Genomic DNA, 16,053 nt, shown 5'->3' on the forward strand with positions numbered 1-16,053 from the left:
TTTTTTGTTTTGTACATATGTTTAAATTTTAGCACAGATAAAAGATTTAATCAAAAACTCGTATAAAAAGTAAAAATACCCTTTGGCCGGGTGGTAAAATTTAGTGGAAATGATATGGTTTAATGCCCATATGCATAGCTGCAACCCCGCCGGAATAAGCCTTTACTTCAATTTTTTCAAGCCCGGCCAAGCGGAACATTTCAGCTAACTCCTTGCTGTCCGGGAAATCCCTGGCTGATTCCTGCAGCCAGGAGTACTGGTCGTAGCTGTTCGCAAAAAGCTTTCCCAGCAGAGGCATAACAAACCGGAAATAAGCATAGTAGACCTGTTTGAATACCGGCAAACTGGGTTGTGACGTTTCCAGGCAGACAACTTTGCCGCCCGGCTTGGCGACACGGCGCATTTCTTTTAGTACCTGCATATAATCAGGAACGTTGCGCAGCCCAAAACCGATGGTGACGTAATCAAATGTATTGTCGTCAAATGGCAATTGCATGGCGTTGCCGTGGATCAGCTTTACCTGGCCCAGCCGCGCGGCATTAACTTTCTCCTGCCCTATTTTAAGCATATTTGGGCTGAAGTCCAACCCGTAGACTATCCCTTTCGGCCCTACTGCGTTAGCCAGGGCAATCGTCCAATCCGCCGTTCCGCAGCACACATCAAGCGCCCGATGGCCCTTTTTAACCTTCATGCGGCGCATCGTATCCTTCCGCCACGCTTTATGGCGCTGAAAACTAATAACGGAGTTCATAAAGTCGTATTTTTTATAAATTGTTTCAAAAACTTCGTGCACCCGCTCTTCCTTGGTCTGCTGCATGAGGTACCTTCTTTCCATTTAATCGTGGGCCTTTTTCTTATTATTACCCTCCACCGGTAAAAATCCTTTTTTAAAATTAGTTCTTTCTATAATACTTCCGAAACGCTCGCCCGGCTGCCCTTCGTTTAGCAGCAATTCCAAACACATTTACAGTGATTTTGCCGCCCCGGCAACGTTGGTCAATTAAACCAATTAAAACACCTCTTTATTGAAAAAAAATCCATGTCAGCATCCCCTGGTAGTTGCTTTACTTAACTAAAAGATCTTCTCCATGTTCGCCCCGGGCTACAAAAACCCGTCCGGTATTTCTCTGTTTGTACTTCAATTTCATTCCCCCGTACATGAGATTTATTCTTGAAAATTATTAAAAAGTATATCACGGAGGGTAGGGTATGGTTAAAAAATTCTACTGTTTAGGAACATTTTGTCCTGACAGTAGGTTGAAATGAAAACGGGGGCAGTGCCCCCTTTTGATGCTTTCAGCTTAGTTTTAAAAAAATTTGGCCACGTATTCCGCCAGATCCACTACTCTACAGGAATAACCCCACTCATTATCATACCAGGCCATTACTTTAACCAGTTTGCTTCCCATAACCATAGTCGACAGCCCGTCAACTATGCTGGACCTGCTATCTCCATAATAGTCCCTGGATACCAGCGGTTCATCGGAAAAACCCAGGATGCCTTTAAGTTCTCCTTCCGCTGCGTTTAATAGCGCGGTATTTACTTCAGCTGCTCCGGTTGCTTTTTCCGTCAAGGCCACAAAATCTACCATGGACACGTTGGGGGTCGGCACCCGGATGGCAAAGCCGTTGAGTTTTCCTGCCAGCTCCGGCAGCACTTGTCCCACTGCTTGCGCGGCACCGGTAGTAGTCGGGATAATTGAAAGCGCCGCCGCCCTGGCCCTTCTTAAATCTTTGTGAGGAAGATCTAAAATCTGCTGGTCGTTGGTATAAGAGTGCACTGTGGTCATCATACCATAATCAATGCCAAAATTTTGATGCAAAACTTTTACAACCGGAGCCAGGCAATTGGTGGTGCAGGATGCATTAGATATGACGTGATGTTTTGCGGGGTCGTAAGTGTTTTGGTTTACACCCATGACGATGGTTGCATCAACTTTCTTACCCGGGGCGCTGATAATTACTTTTCGGGCACCGGATTGTAAATGTAGGCTTGCGCTTTCCATATCCACAAATCTGCCTGTGGACTCAATTACAATGTCTACTCCAAGTTTCCCCCACGGAATATCTGCCGGATTTTTATAATTAAATACCTTGATTTTTTGATCATCAACTATTAGATTTTCTTCATCTGCTTGAACCGCTGCGTTTATTCTCCCATGCACCGAATCGTATTTTAAGAGATGGGCCAGGGTTGCCGGTGAAGTAAGGTCGTTTACTGCTACAATATCAAATTCCGCCTTTCTGTACTGGCACACCCTTAAAACGTTTCTTCCGATTCTGCCGAAGCCGTTAATACCGATCCTTACGCTCATCATATTCCCCCTCAACTGGTTTCCAAGAATTGTACATGGATTTGTTAATATTGTAAATACAATCACATGAAATTTAACAAAAAAGCTTATAATTTAGGTTAACCGTTCTATGGTTTCATTTTTCCATGGATTATCTTGGTTATTAATTACAATAACTGCAGATATTGATTAATATTTGGGGTATCATGACGTGGAATAGGATACCACCAATTCAAAAAAAAGAACTGGTTGGTCAGTTTCCGGGTTTTTCTACCCGGGTATATTTTATTTTTTACCAAACAGGTTTTAAAAGCGATGCAGAAACAGTACAATATTTAGGGTAATTTTGTTCCGTGAGGTGACATTAGTTGGATTCTTTACCAGCCGGCATTATAGAGACAATAGCCCGGGAATCCGGATTGCCCGGTAGTAAAGTGGAAGGTACCGTCAAGTTGCTGGATGCGGGCAATACAGTCCCCTTTATCGCCCGTTATCGAAAAGAATTTACCGGGGAACTGGACGAGGTTCAGATCAGGCGTGTGGAGGAACTGGTCAGCTATTACAGGAATTTGGAGCAGCGCAGGGCTGAAGTGCTCAGAATTATTGAGGAGCAGGGTAAGCTCACTGATGAAATCAGGCAGCGGCTGATGGCTGCAACTAAGCAGGCAGAAGTGGAAGATATCTACCGTCCGTTCAGGCAAAAGCGTAGGACCAGGGCAGGCCAGGCCAGGGAGAAGGGATTGGAGCCACTGGCGGAATACATTCGTTCTTTTCCTGTTTCAGGCAACCCCGAGCATGAAGCAGCCCTATATTTGTCAAACGATGTTCCTTCTGTCGAGGAAGCTCTTCAGGGAGCCATGGACATTGTGGCGGAGCAGGTGGCCGATGATCCCGATGTGCGCGGATGGGTGCGCAGCTATGCCCGGAAAAAAGGGTGGCTGGTCAGCCGGGCTAAGGATACCGGCTCCGATTCTGTTTACCGGATGTATTATGATTACCGGGAGCCCGTGCCAAATGTTGCACCGCACAGAGTGCTTGCGATAAACCGCGGGGAGAGAGAGGATGTACTTACAGTTTCCATTGAATTGGATCAGGAGGAAATTCTGGCCTGGTTGCAGCGACGTTTTGTTAAGCAAAATTCCGTCACGTCCGGACTTGCGGCAAGGGCGGCGGCGGATGCCTATCGGAGGCTGGTGGCGCCTGCCGTAGAGCGGGATGTGCGTAATGAGTTAACTGAAAAGGCCGAGGAGCAGGCACTGAAAGTGTTTGCCCGCAACCTGCGCAGCCTGTTGCTGCAGCCGCCTGTTCCGGGCAAAGTGGTGTTGGGGGTGGATCCGGCCTACCGTACGGGCTGTAAATGGGCCGTAGTGGATGAAACAGGCAAACTATTGGAAACAGGAGTTGTTTATCCCACACCACCCCAAAAGAAGGTTAAAGAGGCCAAAGCTGAGTTTGACCGCCTGGTAGATAAATACGGTGTGCAGGTTATAGCCATAGGGAATGGTACTGCCTCTCGCGAAACCGAACAATTTGTAGCCGGCTTTATCAAGGAGCGGCAAGGGGAAACACTGGCTTACGTAATTGTAAGCGAGGCCGGAGCCAGCGTCTACTCGGCGTCGGAGCTTGCTGCCGGGGAATTCCCGCAGCTGGATGTTACGGCGCGCAGCGCGGTTTCCATCGCAAGACGCCTGCAGGACCCCCTGGCCGAACTGGTAAAAATTGAGCCCAGGGCCATAGGTGTTGGCCAGTACCAGCATGACGTGGCTCCCAAAAAACTGGATGAGAACCTGGCAAAAGTTGTTGAATCAGTGGTTAATTACGTGGGCGTGGACTTAAATACAGCTTCCGCTGCCCTGCTCAAGTATGTAGCTGGAATTAACGCTGTTGTTGCTGAGAATATAGTGAAATACCGGGAGTTGGAAGGAAAATTTGTCAGCCGCCGGCAGCTGGCCAAAGTGCCAAGACTGGGACCTAAAACAATGGAGCAATGCGCGGGCTTTTTAAGGGTCAGAGGTGGTGAAAACCCGCTGGACGCCACATCTATCCATCCCGAGTCCTATAAACTGGTGGGCAAATTGCTTGAATTAATTGACACAGGTCCGGAAATGATCGGGAGTCCATCCCTGAGAGCGAAGCTGGCGCGATTAGACGTGGAGCAAATCGCCGCAGAACTGAACGCCGGTGTTCCGACCCTGAAGGACGTGCGGGACGCCTTGGCCCGGCCGGGACGGGATCCCCGTGAAGAACTGCCGCCGCCGTTGTTTAGAATAGATGTGCTAAAGGTTGATGACCTGAAGCAGGGGATGGTTTTAAAGGGTGTAGTGCGCAATGTTGTAGATTTCGGGGCCTTTGTTGACATAGGGGTTAAAAATGACGGTCTGGTCCATATTTCAGAATTGAGCCGGGAATATGTGCGTCATCCCCTGGACGTTGTATCCGTTGGTGATACCGTGACAGTAAAGGTGCTGTCAGTGGAGACTGGCAGCGGGAGAATTGCACTTTCTATGAAGTTATAATTATAAGGAAGATAAGGAAGCCCGCCGGATAAAGACGGGCTTAAAAGCCTTTAAGGACTGCTTTATTTAAAGTTGGGCTTTCTTTTTTGCAAAAAAGCTTGGACGCCCTCTTGAAAATCACTGTCCGACAAAGCCATCAATTGCAGAGAAGCCTCAATTTCCAACTGGGCGGCAAGTGTATTCTGGGAGCTTAGCTTCAACATTTGTTTAATGTAACCAATAGCTTTCTGGGGTCCGGCAGCAAGCCTGAGTGCAAGTTTCTCAACGTAGGCGGCCAACTCTGCAGCAGGCACTACCTGGTTAAATAGATTAAGCCTTAATGCTTCCCGGGCATCAAGTAATTGCCCTGTCAACATTAATTCCGCCGCTTTATGGTAGCCGACTTTTCTTGGTAAAAACCACGAAGCCCCGCTGTCCGGCACCGCTGCGATATTTACAAAATTGGGCGCGAACTTGGCCTGGTCCGATGCTATAATCATATCGCAGGCCAGGGCTATGGCTGTTCCGGCTCCGGCAACGGCACCATTTACCGCAGCGATGACAGGTTTGGGAAAACTGTCCAGTAGGGTAGCCACACGGCTGGCGTTATCTAAGATTTCTCTTTTTTTCAGGTTATCGTTCGAGGACATGAGCCAGGCTAAATCCCCTCCGGCGCAAAAAGCTTTGCCGCTACCTGTTATGATCAGAACTCTAACAGCATCATCCTGTCCGGCAAGCTGCAGCGCGTGGGCGAATTCTCCTGCCAGTTCTTTGCTGATGGCGTTGAAATTCTCCGGCTTGTTAAATGTAATGGTGGCTATCTTGTTTTCATTGACTTCATAAATTATTGTTTTAAAGCTCAATAATAACACCTTCCTATAGCTAATGAATGGTTATTCATTTTTAGTTTAATTTGACAAGCCTTAAGGTATTTCCTGCAGAGTAAATAAAAAATGCTGTATAAGGCTTATCCAAATGAGAAAGCTATAAATATCATGCCAGGAATAGTATTAACAGTATGGGGGTGTTAGTTGTGAAATCTGTGCTTTTTAAGATTAAAGGTATGCATACCCAGGAAGACCGAATAAATGTGATGAACGCTATCCACAAATACTCAGGGGTTCTGTATATTGATGTCAATATGCATGACGAAAAGGTAAAAGTTGATTACGACCCCAATAATATTACTGTCGGTGATATGCGCAGGTATATTGAAAGCGAGAATTATACTGTTGATGTATTAAGTTACTCTTAATTACCAAGCCGGACCACCCAACCAGTAAAATCTTTTTAAATTATTATTGTGTACTTTTTCAGCATTGCAGGAATTTTTATGTTCTGTCTAATAATCTATAATATAAGTGTTTTGTGTTAAAAAAATAGAACCGGGTTGGTTTATGTAGTCTGCTGGAGCCGCTAATCGTAGTGATTCCGCCCGGAGATTCGAAAGTGGACAAGTTTGCCCACCACGGGGAAGGTGGGCGACGATAGTTTTATACTTAAACTCCCCGAATATTTGACTAATCAATTGATTGAGATTTAAGGAAGGGGGACACACCACTTCGAGGAATGTCCCCAATTGAGAGGTGAGTACTTAGTATTGTGGAACAGCAGCCGCTATTAAAGGTAACTAATTTAAAAACGCATTTTTTTACTGATGACGGCGTTGTGCCGGCGGTTGACGGGGTGAGTTTCACTGTAAACGTGGGTGAAACCCTGGCTATTGTGGGTGAGTCCGGTTCCGGTAAAAGCGTTACTTCGACCTCAATATTAAGACTGGTGCCATCCCCGCCGGGCCGTATTATCGACGGTTCCATCATATTTGAAGACACCGATCTTCTTGGTAAAACGGAAGATGAAATGCAGCGCATACGCGGTGATCGTATTTCAATGATTTTTCAGGAGCCCATGACCTCATTAAACCCGGTTCATCGTGTAGGTGAACAGATTGCCGAGGCGTACAGGTTGCACCGGGGCATGGATAAGCATGAAGCTATGCAGCGGGCTGTCCGGATGCTGGAGCGGGTGGGAATTCCATCTCCCGAAAAGAGAGCCGGGGATTTTCCCCACCAGCTAAGCGGCGGTATGAGGCAAAGGGTGATGATAGCTATTGCGCTTTCTTGCAGGCCTGCGCTGCTAATTGCAGACGAGCCGACCACCGCCCTGGATGTAACTATTCAGGCCCAGATACTGGATCTGATGCGCAAACTCCAGGAAGAGTCACGTACTTCCATTTTATTGATAACCCATGACCTTGGTGTAGTGGCGGAAATGGCTGACAGGGTTATTGTAATGTATGCGGGCAAAGTTGTGGAAGAAGGGGACGTAGCCGCTATTTTTAAAAATCCTTTGCATCCGTATACCAGAGGATTGCTGGGATCAATTCCTCGCCTTGACTGGCGCAGGCGCACCATTTTGCCAAGCATAGAGGGTGTTGTGCCAAACCCGCTGGAATTCCCGACGGGCTGCCGGTTTAACCCCAGGTGTCCGGATGCCGGGGCGAAGTGCAGGGAAAGTGAGCCGGCATTAAAGGAAATGACCGGAAGTCAAAAGGTGGCATGCTGGTTGATGGAGAGGGGATGCTAGGTTGTCTGGTGCGCTGTTGGAAGTAAAAGATGTAAAGAAACATTTTCCCATCAAGCGGGGTCTGATGTCAAAAAATGCAGGGTGCATAAAGGCGGTTGACGGCGTTTCTTTTAGCGTCCACAAGGGCGAGACGCTGGGGCTGGTGGGCGAAAGCGGGTGTGGTAAGTCAACCACCGGCAGATTGGTGTTAAGGCTGCTGGAGCCCACGTCCGGGGAAGTGTTGTTCGAGGACAAAAACATTTACCGGCTAAGTTTTAACCAGATGAGACAGCTGCGCAGAGATATGCAGATCATTTTCCAGGATCCTTATGCGTCACTTAACCCCAGGCTTACCGTGGAGGATATCATTATCGAGCCGCTGGTGATTCATGGTATCGGGGACAGCCATTCGCGCCGCCAAAGGGTTAAAGAAATGCTTGATTTGGTGGGGCTTTCAAGTTACCACGGCAGCCGCTACCCCCATGAATTTAGCGGTGGCCAGCGGCAACGAATCGGGATTGCCAGGGCCCTGGCATTAAATCCCAAATTGATTGTATGCGATGAACCGGTGTCTGCCCTGGATGTGTCGATTCAGTCCCAGGTGCTCAATCTTCTGATGCAACTGCAGGATATGTTGAAGCTCACGTATATCTTTATTGCCCATGGTCTAAATGTGGTTAAGCACGTGAGTGACCGGGTTGGTGTAATGTATTTGGGCAAAATTGTAGAAATTGCAGATAGTGAAGAACTTTACAGGAACGCAATGCACCCGTATAGTCAAGCACTGTTGTCGGCGGTGCCCGTACCGGACCCGGAAATTAAGCGGGAACGTATTATTTTAACCGGCGATGTTCCGAGCCCGGCCAACCCACCTACCGGCTGCAGATTCCATACTCGCTGCCCCCAGTGCATGGATATCTGCAGGTTGGAGGAACCGGCATTGCGACCTGTTTCAGATAAATATATGGTTGCCTGTCATAAGTATCAGTAAAAGTATGTGCCTTTAAAAGTAAGTACCATTGCCGAAAACCAAATATGGAAAATGTGAGGTTGAAAATGATGAAAAAGTTTTTCCTGGTAACCTGTTTTATTTTGGCGGCGGCATTGCTGCTGGCCGGCTGTGGTGGGGGCGGCGAGCAAAAAAGCACCGCCGACAACAGCATGATTGTAGTTGGGCTGCAAGCCGAGCCTGCCACCTTGGATCCCCACCAAATGCAGGACTATAACTCCACCCGCGCCGGGCGCGAAATTTTTAACACCCTGGTGGAATTTAAAGATGAATCAACGGAGTTGGAACCGGGCTTGGCCACTTCCTGGGATATTTCGGAAGACGGTCTGGAGTATGTATTCCACCTGCGCCAAGGCGTAAAGTTCCATGACGGAACACCCTTTAATGCAGATGCTGTTAAGTTCTCCATCGATCGCCAGATCGACCCCAAACACCCATTTCATGACACCGGTACATACCCCTATGCTGATTTTACTTTCGGTATGGTCAAATCGGTGGATGTTGTGGATGAAGCAACTGTTAAAATTACCTTAAAGGAAAAATTTGCACCTTTCCTGGCCAACATGGCCATGCCTGCTGCTTGTATCGTCAGCCCAACGGCAGTGGAGAAATATGGCAAGGATTTCACTAAAAATCCAGTTGGCACAGGCCCGTATAAATTCGTCAGCTGGAACCCGGGTGTCGAAGTAATCGTTGAAGCAAACCCCGATTACTGGGGTGAAAAGGCCAAAATACAAAAGATTGTTTACAAGCCGATCATTGAAGACCAGGCCCGGCTGACAGAGCTGGAATCGGGTAATGTTGACTTTATCGTAAACATTCCGCCGGATGACCTGGCCAGATTAAAAGCCGACGGCAACTATGCCATAGTTGAACAACCCGGTATGCATGTTTGGTACACTGCTATGAACTGCCAGAAACCGCCCTTTAATAATGTTAAGGTGCGCCAGGCGGTTAACTACGCCATCAATAAGGAATCCATTGTTAAAAATATACTTAAAGATACCGGCGTGCCTGCCGTTGGCCCGCTGCCACCGGTAATCTGGAGCCAGACCTCCGATGTGCCGAAATACGATTATAACCCTGAAAAGGCCAGGCAACTTTTGGCCGAGGCCGGTTACCCCAATGGTTTTGACGTAACTTATTGGGTGCCGGAATCCGGTTCCGGCATGCAGCAACCTGTGGCCATGGCTACGGCTATTCAGTCCGATCTGGCCAAGGTGGGCATCAATGTTAAAATCCAGACACTGGAATGGACTTCCTATCTGGATAAAGTCTTTGTCCCCGCTGATAAAAGTGATATGCAGATGCACCAGATGTCCTGGATCGGTGACAATGGTGATCCGGATAACTTCCTGTATATTTTGCTTTCCGGCGAACAGTGGCCCGAGGCCGGCTTTAATGACGCCTATTATAAGAATGACAAAGTCGATCAGCTGTTAAAGCAAGCCCGGACCCTTTCCAAGCAGGAAGACCGCACTCCATTATATCAAGAGGCGCAGAAGTTAATTATGGAAGACTCTCCTTGGGTTATAGTTGACCACGAAACGCAAATAGTTGCCATGAACAAAAAGATCAAAGGCTTCAAACTTCATCCCACGGGTGTCTTCAGGTTTGAAAAAGCCAGTTTGGAATAAATGCTGATGACGGCGGGGCTTTTGCCCCGCCGGGAAAATGTTTGATAATGGCAATGGTACTTTTTTTGAGGGGGTGAACCCTTGCTTTCTTATTTAATTAAACGATTATTATATCTCATCCCGGTTCTTTTCGGCGTATCCGTACTGGTATTTGGCATAATGCACCTGGCGCCGGGGGATCCGGCCCAGGTTATATTGGGGCCAAAAGCAACTGCGCAGTCCCTGGCCAAGCTGAGGGCGGAACTGGGCCTTGACCAGCCGGTATATAAACAGTATCTAAACTGGATGGCAAATGTGCTGCAAGGGGATTGGGGACGATCCATTCAAATGAAGCGCGAAGTTTTGCCGCTGGTTGCGGGCCGGTTTTTAAACACGCTGGTATTAACCCTTTTTGCCGCGCTTTTAGCAATTTCCGTAGGTCTTTTGGCCGGTATCGTTTCCGCCACCAGGCAGTACTCCGTTTTTGACCGGGTTTCAATGGTGGGGGCACTGGTAGGTTTTTGCCTGCCGGTTTTTTGGCTGGGCATCATTCTGCAATTCATCTTTGGCTTAAAGTTGAATATGCTGCCCGTATCGGGCATGCATTCTCCCGGGCACAGCGGCTTTGCCGATATGCTGCCGTTTATCATCCTGCCGGCCATAGCGCTGTCGGCTGAGCCGGCCGCGGTAATTGCAAGAATGACCCGATCCAGCATTCTGGAAGTGATCAGGCAGGATTACATCAGAACCGCCAGGGCCAAGGGATTATCCCAGGGTGGTACCATCTGGCACCATGCTTTGAAAAATGCGCTTATACCCGTGGTGACAGTGGTGGGTATGCAAATCGGTTACCTGCTGGCCGGCGCGGTTTTGGTGGAAATGGTGTTTAGCTGGCCCGGAATCGGCACATTAATGGTTAACGGTATTATTGCCAGGGATTTCCCGCTGGTCCAGGGGATTATTCTGCTGGTGTCGACATCCTATGTACTGGTAAATCTGCTGGTTGATATCCTCTACACTTACCTGGACCCAAGGATCACCTACGATTGAGGGAGGTGCGCAATTGTCTTCTACCGGATCTGAAATTGCAGTAAAACCGCAGGGCACGGCACAAAGGACCAAAACCCGGGAACTGTGGCGGCGCCTGAAAAAGGATAAATTTGCAGTTGCGGGTGGTATTGTTTTATTAACTGTTATTATTCTCGGCATTGCCGCCCCGCTCTTAACATCATATAACCCTTATGATGCCGTACTGGACCAGCGCCTGTTGCCCCCTGGAACCGGTGGGCACCTGTTGGGAACTGATCAAATGGGGCGCGACTTATTGACCAGACTGTTTTACGGGGCACGAATATCCGTGATGGTCGGTTTTGTTGCCGTGGCCATAGCGCTCTTTTTCGGTATTATTGTGGGTCTTTTCGCGGGTTATTACGGAGGGCTGGTTGACACCATTTTTATGCGGGGTATTGATATACTTATGGCCTTTCCATACGTGCTGTTGGCTATTGCCATTATCGCCGCTTTGGGGCCGGGCTTGTTCCAGGCGATGATTGCCATTGCTATCGTCGGGATACCTTATTATGCCAGGATAGTGCGGGGTACCGTACTTTCTTTGCGGGAAAAGGAATTTGTGGAAGCTGAAAAAGCACTCGGTGCCGGTAACCTGAGAATTATCTTTAAACATATTCTGCCTAATACTATGGCCCCTATCATCGTAGCGGCCACCCTTGACGTGGGCTGGATGATCATTGCGGCAGCCGGGCTTAGCTTTCTGGGGCTGGGCGCTCAGCCACCAACCGCCGAGTGGGGGGTGATGCTGAGCGAGGGGCGTAACTTCCTGCGTGTAGCGCCCTGGGTTTCCATATTCCCGGGCCTGTGTATATTTATAGTGGTGTTATCATTAAACCTGTTGGGGGACGGATTGCGGGATGCGCTCGACCCCAGGTTAAAAGAATAGGAGGAATATTGATGAGGATACCCCGCAAACTGGTTGCCACATTCTCAATTTGTGGTTACGACCCGGCATCCGGGGAAATAGGGGTGGCGGTTCAATCCAAATTCCTGGCGGTTGGGGCCGTGGTGCCCTGGGTCAAAGCCGGTGTTGGGGCAATTGCCACCCAGTCATGGGCCAATACCAGCTACGGGCCTGATGGGCTTAAATTGTTGGAAGAAGGACTTTCACCCCGGGAAGTCATTGAAAGACTAACCGGAAGTGATGAAGGGCGTAATCTGCGGCAGGTGGGGATAATAGACGCCAAAGGCCGATCGGCGTCCTATACCGGTACGGAATGTTACCCCTGGGCCGGTGGCTTGGCCGGTGAAAATTTTGCCTGCCAGGGAAATATACTGGTTGGCGCTGAAACAGTCCGGGCCATGGCCGAAACTTTTAATTCAGTGCGGGGTGACCTGGCTGAAAAGTTGCTGGCGGCCCTGGACGCAGGCCAGCAAGCCGGGGGGGACAGCAGGGGGAAACAATCGGCCGCCCTTTACGTGGCCAAGGAAAAGGGCGGTTATGGGGGATACAACGATAGATATATTGATTTACGTGTGGACGATCATCCCGACCCCATCAAGGAATTGATACGCATTCATGGCTTGTATAAGCTGTACTTTTATAAGACTGTGCCGGATAACATTATCACCATAGAAGGCCCACTAATCACTGAGATTCAGGAATTGCTAAATAAATGGGGATATCCAACTCCGGTTAACGGTGTTGTAGATGTCCAATTTAACGAAGCTCTAAAAACTTTTTATCTAACCGAAAACTTTGATGAGCGGATATGTGATGACGGATATATTGATAAAGAGGTATTGGCTTTTATGAGGCGGAAGTCTTAAAACGTTTTGAAACAAAAGTTTTTAAAAGCTGCCGGCAGGCCCTTTCTTTCGGGGTCGTACAGGCAGCTTTTAGTTTGTGCTACTCTACCCCTCTGCGCGGTTTCTCCGGGCTAGTTCTTTTTTGCCTGGTAAAAATAAGGCCAGGATCAAGCCTGCTACCGGGAAAATCATCATTACCCGGAATACCGCGGGCAATCCCCAAAGGTCGGCGACGTAACCCAGCAACGTGGCGCCCACTCCGCCCATACCGATGGCAAAGCCCATGATTAATCCGGATGCAAGACCCACGTTATTGGGCAGGAGCTCCTGGCTGAAAACAACGGTTACGGCAAATGTGGATATTATAATAAAGCCCAACAGGGCTACCACGGCAGGTGTCCAGTTGCTGCCAAGCCTAACGAAAAGGTACAACAGGGGAATCATTAACGCCATGGAAGTAACCACAACATTCTTGAGTCCCCACCTGTCCGCCAGCGGGCCTCCTGTCAGTGTGCCGAAAGCGCCGGCAAACAAGAATACCGAAGTAAGTGTGGCTGCATACGTTTCGCTTCGGTGCAAGTAATGGACATAATACTGCGGCAAAAAAGTAACCAGCCCGAAATGAACCCAGGAGCGCATAATTACAACCAGCATCAAAATTATTACAGGTAAAAGCAATTTAAAAGTTAACGGGTCTGCCGGCTTGGATAAATGACTTTGGCTTTGATCTTCAACGGGTGCCATGTCTTTTTTAGGCCCTGTTCCAGTTATTGTGGAAAGGTAAAACAGGAGTATTAAAGCCATTAATCCGTTTAATGCAAAGAAACCGGTTGAGCCCCTTAACCCGGCCAAACCAAAGAAATAAGTGGCCAGCACCGGCCCGGCGGCAAACCCGGCGTTACCTCCCACGGAAAATATTGACATGCCGGTGGCCTTGCGCGGCCCGCTGGCAAAACGAGAATATTTTGAGCTTTCAGGATGGTAGGCTGCAATTCCCAGGCCGCTGGCCAGAGCCGCCAAAAGCAGAATGTGGTAATTGGGGCTGAAGCCTGTCAAAGACATGCCCAGACCGGCCAGGAGGCATCCAGTTGGGATTAACCAGTAAGCGGTAAAACGATCGCTGAAAATGCCAAAAACGGGTTGAATTACGGATGAACTCAAATTAAACGCCAGCATTACAATGCCTACCTGCAGTTGGGTGAGTGAAAAGGCTGGCTGTAAAAAAGCCAACATCATAGGTAATGCGCCCTGGTTTAGATCGGTTACGACGTGACCTATACCAAGCAGGGCCAGAACTTTTTTATTCATTTTCATTTTTCATACTCCTGGCATAAATTTTGGCACGAATAGCTAACCTCAAAATTTAATTTCATTAAGTTTGGGTAATTTCCTTCCTGAATATCATTTAATATTTTAATTGCTTTGGGGTATGTACGGAAAAAAACATTTGTGTAATATTTCACTGGTGGTGACAAAAAGTAGTTGCAATGGAATCAAGATTAGAATATAATACAAGAAAGTTACATATTGCACAAACGAAAAAGCTTCTCCTGGGCCAACAATTATAAGGTTCAAAGGTTTAAATGGTAAAGGGGGGGATATATACATAACAGGCAAAGAGAAAAATGTAGTGCAAAGTTTAAAAGCATAAGTGATCTAATTCACTAATTATTGCAAGTTATTTATTTAACAAGTTAGTTACTTTAAGCAAATTAATTTCGGAAGGGTGGGTGTAATAATGAATAACACCACACAAGCAACCGTTGGCGCACCCGTCGAGGTGTCCAAAATTAATAACCTGTCCGAAGAGTGGCGCAGAATAGCGTTTGCTTTGCTGGGAATAGGACTTTTTGCTTTATTTTACTTCTTGCCTCAGCTGCCTTCGGCAGTGGACCCATCGGGTAAGGTTTTTGAGCTGTCCAGGCAGGCTCAATTGGCCATAGGGCTGTTCCTGCTGGCAGGAATTTGGTGGGTATTCGAAGTAGTGCCCATTGGAGTAACAAGTATCGCCATCGGTGTTATCCAGGCTGCTTTTTCGATTCGTGGAGCAAAAGAGGCGTTTGCACCGTTTATGGATACTTCGGTTTTATTTATTCTCGGCTCGCTTTTGCTGGGCCTGGCGTTTACCAAGGCCGGTGTGACAACCAGGCTGGCCTTTAAGATGCTTTCAATAGCTGGCGAAGATTCAAGAAAAATATTACTGGGTGTGTTTTTGGTAACCACTGCGCTGACTCACTTAATGGCTCACACCGCTGTGGCGGCTGCAATGTTCCCTTTGATGCTGGTAATTTTAAGTCTGTACGGCAAGGAAGATGAGCCGAGCAACTTTGGTAAAGCGATGTTTATAGGCATGGCCTACGCTGCCGGTGCAGGCAGTATGATCACCCTGCTGGGTGCGTCTCGCGGACCCGTAGCCCTGGGATTTTTCCAGCAGTTTACCGGAAATACGGTGGGTTTTATGCAATATTCCCTGATCATGGCACCTTTCGGATATTTCATGGTCATAGTAACCTGGTTCCTGCTGTGTTACGTGTTCTATAAGCCGGAGAAAAAACAAGTTGCCGGGCTGCGCAAAAAGGTTGATGAAATGTATGCACAACTCGGCCCTATGTCAGGTAAGGAAATTTTTGTTATAGTTTTGGCACTGGCTGTGATAACCGTCCTGGCGGTACAGCAATTTGTGCCGGCCCTAAAAGACATGAACAGGTGCATTCCCATGCTGGTCGCGGTGTTGATTATGTTCCTGACCAAGTTGTTCACGGTGGAAGACCTGGAAAAGAATGTGCCCTGGAATATAGTTCTGCTGTTCGGCGGCGCAATGAGCATCGGTACTGTTCTGTGGGAAACCGGCGCGGCCGAGTGGATGGCGGTTCACTGGCTGGCCATGTTCCAAAATGCGCACTGGCTTGTATTCGTAACTGCAATCGCTTTTTTGGTAATAATCTTGACCAACTTTATTATGAACGTTGCGGCTATCGCCATCACTTTACCGGTGGCACTGGTTATCGCCGGATACCTGCATGTTAACCCATATTTGATTCTCTTTACTTCACTGGCCATGGCGGCACTGCCTTACATGCTGCTGGTGGGGGCCGCTCCCAATGCCATTGCATACCAGTCCAAACAGTTTACGCCCGGACAGTTCTTTATGGTGGGTATTCCCTTCACCGTTCTGGCTCTGGTGACAGTGGCCATATTTGCTCTGGTGGTTTGGCCTCTAATGGGAATACCGGCTTTGGTGCCGTAACCGTTGC

The 16,053-nt window shown here is 48.2% G+C and carries 13 protein-coding genes; 9 read left to right on the forward strand and 4 right to left on the reverse strand.

Features of this window, described 5'->3' with window-relative positions; all coding sequences use genetic code 11:
- Nucleotides 1-100: 100 nt before the first annotated feature.
- Both H569_RS0117260 and gap read right to left on the reverse strand, forming a co-directional pair.
- On the reverse strand, nt 101-817 hold the full coding sequence (locus H569_RS0117260) for a demethylmenaquinone methyltransferase (protein ID WP_027365991.1): 717 nt from the start codon (nt 815-817) through the stop codon (nt 101-103).
- Between the two features lie 490 nt (nt 818-1,307).
- Nucleotides 1,308-2,315, reverse strand: a complete 1,008-nt coding sequence (gap, locus tag H569_RS0117270) for a type I glyceraldehyde-3-phosphate dehydrogenase (protein ID WP_027365992.1) — start codon at nt 2,313-2,315, stop codon at nt 1,308-1,310.
- A gap of 347 nt (nt 2,316-2,662) precedes the next feature.
- On the opposite strand from gap, the gene H569_RS0117275 reads away from it, so the two are divergent.
- Nucleotides 2,663-4,810 (forward strand): Tex family protein, encoded by a 2,148-nt coding sequence (locus tag H569_RS0117275; RefSeq protein ID WP_269464939.1) that lies wholly within the window; start codon nt 2,663-2,665, stop codon nt 4,808-4,810.
- Nucleotides 4,811-4,872: 62 nt separating this feature from the next.
- On the opposite strand, the gene H569_RS0117280 is transcribed toward H569_RS0117275, so the two are convergent.
- Nucleotides 4,873-5,652 (reverse strand): enoyl-CoA hydratase/isomerase family protein, encoded by a 780-nt coding sequence (locus tag H569_RS0117280; RefSeq protein ID WP_027365994.1) that lies wholly within the window; start codon nt 5,650-5,652, stop codon nt 4,873-4,875.
- Between the two features lie 170 nt (nt 5,653-5,822).
- On the opposite strand from H569_RS0117280, the gene H569_RS0117285 reads away from it, so the two are divergent.
- From H569_RS0117285 to H569_RS0117315, 7 genes are all read left to right on the forward strand, one after another.
- Entirely contained in the window at nt 5,823-6,044 is a 222-nt protein-coding gene (locus H569_RS0117285) for a heavy-metal-associated domain-containing protein (RefSeq protein WP_027365995.1), read from the forward strand.
- Between the two features lie 347 nt (nt 6,045-6,391).
- A complete protein-coding gene (locus tag H569_RS0117290; RefSeq protein ID WP_027365996.1) occupies nt 6,392-7,375 on the forward strand; it encodes an ABC transporter ATP-binding protein in 984 nt (327 codons plus the stop codon).
- Nucleotide 7,376: 1 nt separating this feature from the next.
- Nucleotides 7,377-8,345, forward strand: a complete 969-nt coding sequence (locus tag H569_RS0117295; RefSeq protein WP_027365997.1) for an ABC transporter ATP-binding protein — start codon at nt 7,377-7,379, stop codon at nt 8,343-8,345.
- Nucleotides 8,346-8,410: 65 nt separating this feature from the next.
- Nucleotides 8,411-10,000: an ABC transporter substrate-binding protein gene (locus H569_RS0117300; RefSeq protein ID WP_238492595.1), complete on the forward strand. Its 1,590-nt coding sequence runs from the start codon at nt 8,411-8,413 to the stop codon at nt 9,998-10,000.
- A gap of 81 nt (nt 10,001-10,081) precedes the next feature.
- Complete coding sequence (locus H569_RS0117305; RefSeq protein ID WP_027365999.1) at nt 10,082-11,029, forward strand: ABC transporter permease; 948 nt, start codon at nt 10,082-10,084, stop codon at nt 11,027-11,029.
- Nucleotides 11,030-11,042: 13 nt separating this feature from the next.
- Entirely contained in the window at nt 11,043-11,936 is an 894-nt protein-coding gene (nikC, locus tag H569_RS0117310) for a nickel transporter permease (protein WP_114679320.1), read from the forward strand.
- Nucleotides 11,937-11,947: 11 nt separating this feature from the next.
- Entirely contained in the window at nt 11,948-12,820 is an 873-nt protein-coding gene (locus H569_RS0117315; RefSeq protein WP_027366001.1) for a DUF1028 domain-containing protein, read from the forward strand.
- 84 nt (nt 12,821-12,904) lie between these two features.
- Here the strand turns inward: H569_RS0117315 and H569_RS0117320 are convergent, their stop codons facing one another.
- Complete coding sequence (locus H569_RS0117320; protein WP_027366002.1) at nt 12,905-14,113, reverse strand: MFS transporter; 1,209 nt, start codon at nt 14,111-14,113, stop codon at nt 12,905-12,907.
- 424 nt (nt 14,114-14,537) lie between these two features.
- Here H569_RS0117320 and H569_RS0117325 point away from each other — a divergent pair, with 424 nt between their 5' ends.
- On the forward strand, nt 14,538-16,046 hold the full coding sequence (locus H569_RS0117325; protein WP_081411097.1) for an SLC13 family permease: 1,509 nt from the start codon (nt 14,538-14,540) through the stop codon (nt 16,044-16,046).
- The last annotated feature ends 7 nt before the right edge of the window (nt 16,047-16,053 follow it).

The organism is Desulfotruncus alcoholivorax DSM 16058 (genome assembly GCF_000430885.1).
Lineage (GTDB): Bacteria > Bacillota > Desulfotomaculia > Desulfotomaculales > Desulfallaceae > Desulfotruncus > Desulfotruncus alcoholivorax.

Bases quoted from the DNA above. Each gene is read 5' to 3' on its own strand.
- H569_RS0117260 (WP_027365991.1), bottom strand. From the start codon at position 817: ATGCAGCAGACCAAGGAAGAGCGGGTGCACGAAGTTTTTGAAACAATT.
- gap (WP_027365992.1), bottom strand. From the start codon at position 2,315: ATGAGCGTAAGGATCGGTATTAACGGCTTCGGCAGAATCGGAAGAAAC.
- H569_RS0117300 (WP_238492595.1), top strand. From the start codon at position 8,411: ATGATGAAAAAGTTTTTCCTGGTAACCTGTTTTATTTTGGCGGCGGCA.
- H569_RS0117315 (WP_027366001.1), top strand. From the start codon at position 11,948: ATGAGGATACCCCGCAAACTGGTTGCCACATTCTCAATTTGTGGTTAC.
- H569_RS0117320 (WP_027366002.1), bottom strand. From the start codon at position 14,113: ATGAAAATGAATAAAAAAGTTCTGGCCCTGCTTGGTATAGGTCACGTC.
- H569_RS0117325 (WP_081411097.1), top strand. From the start codon at position 14,538: ATGAATAACACCACACAAGCAACCGTTGGCGCACCCGTCGAGGTGTCC.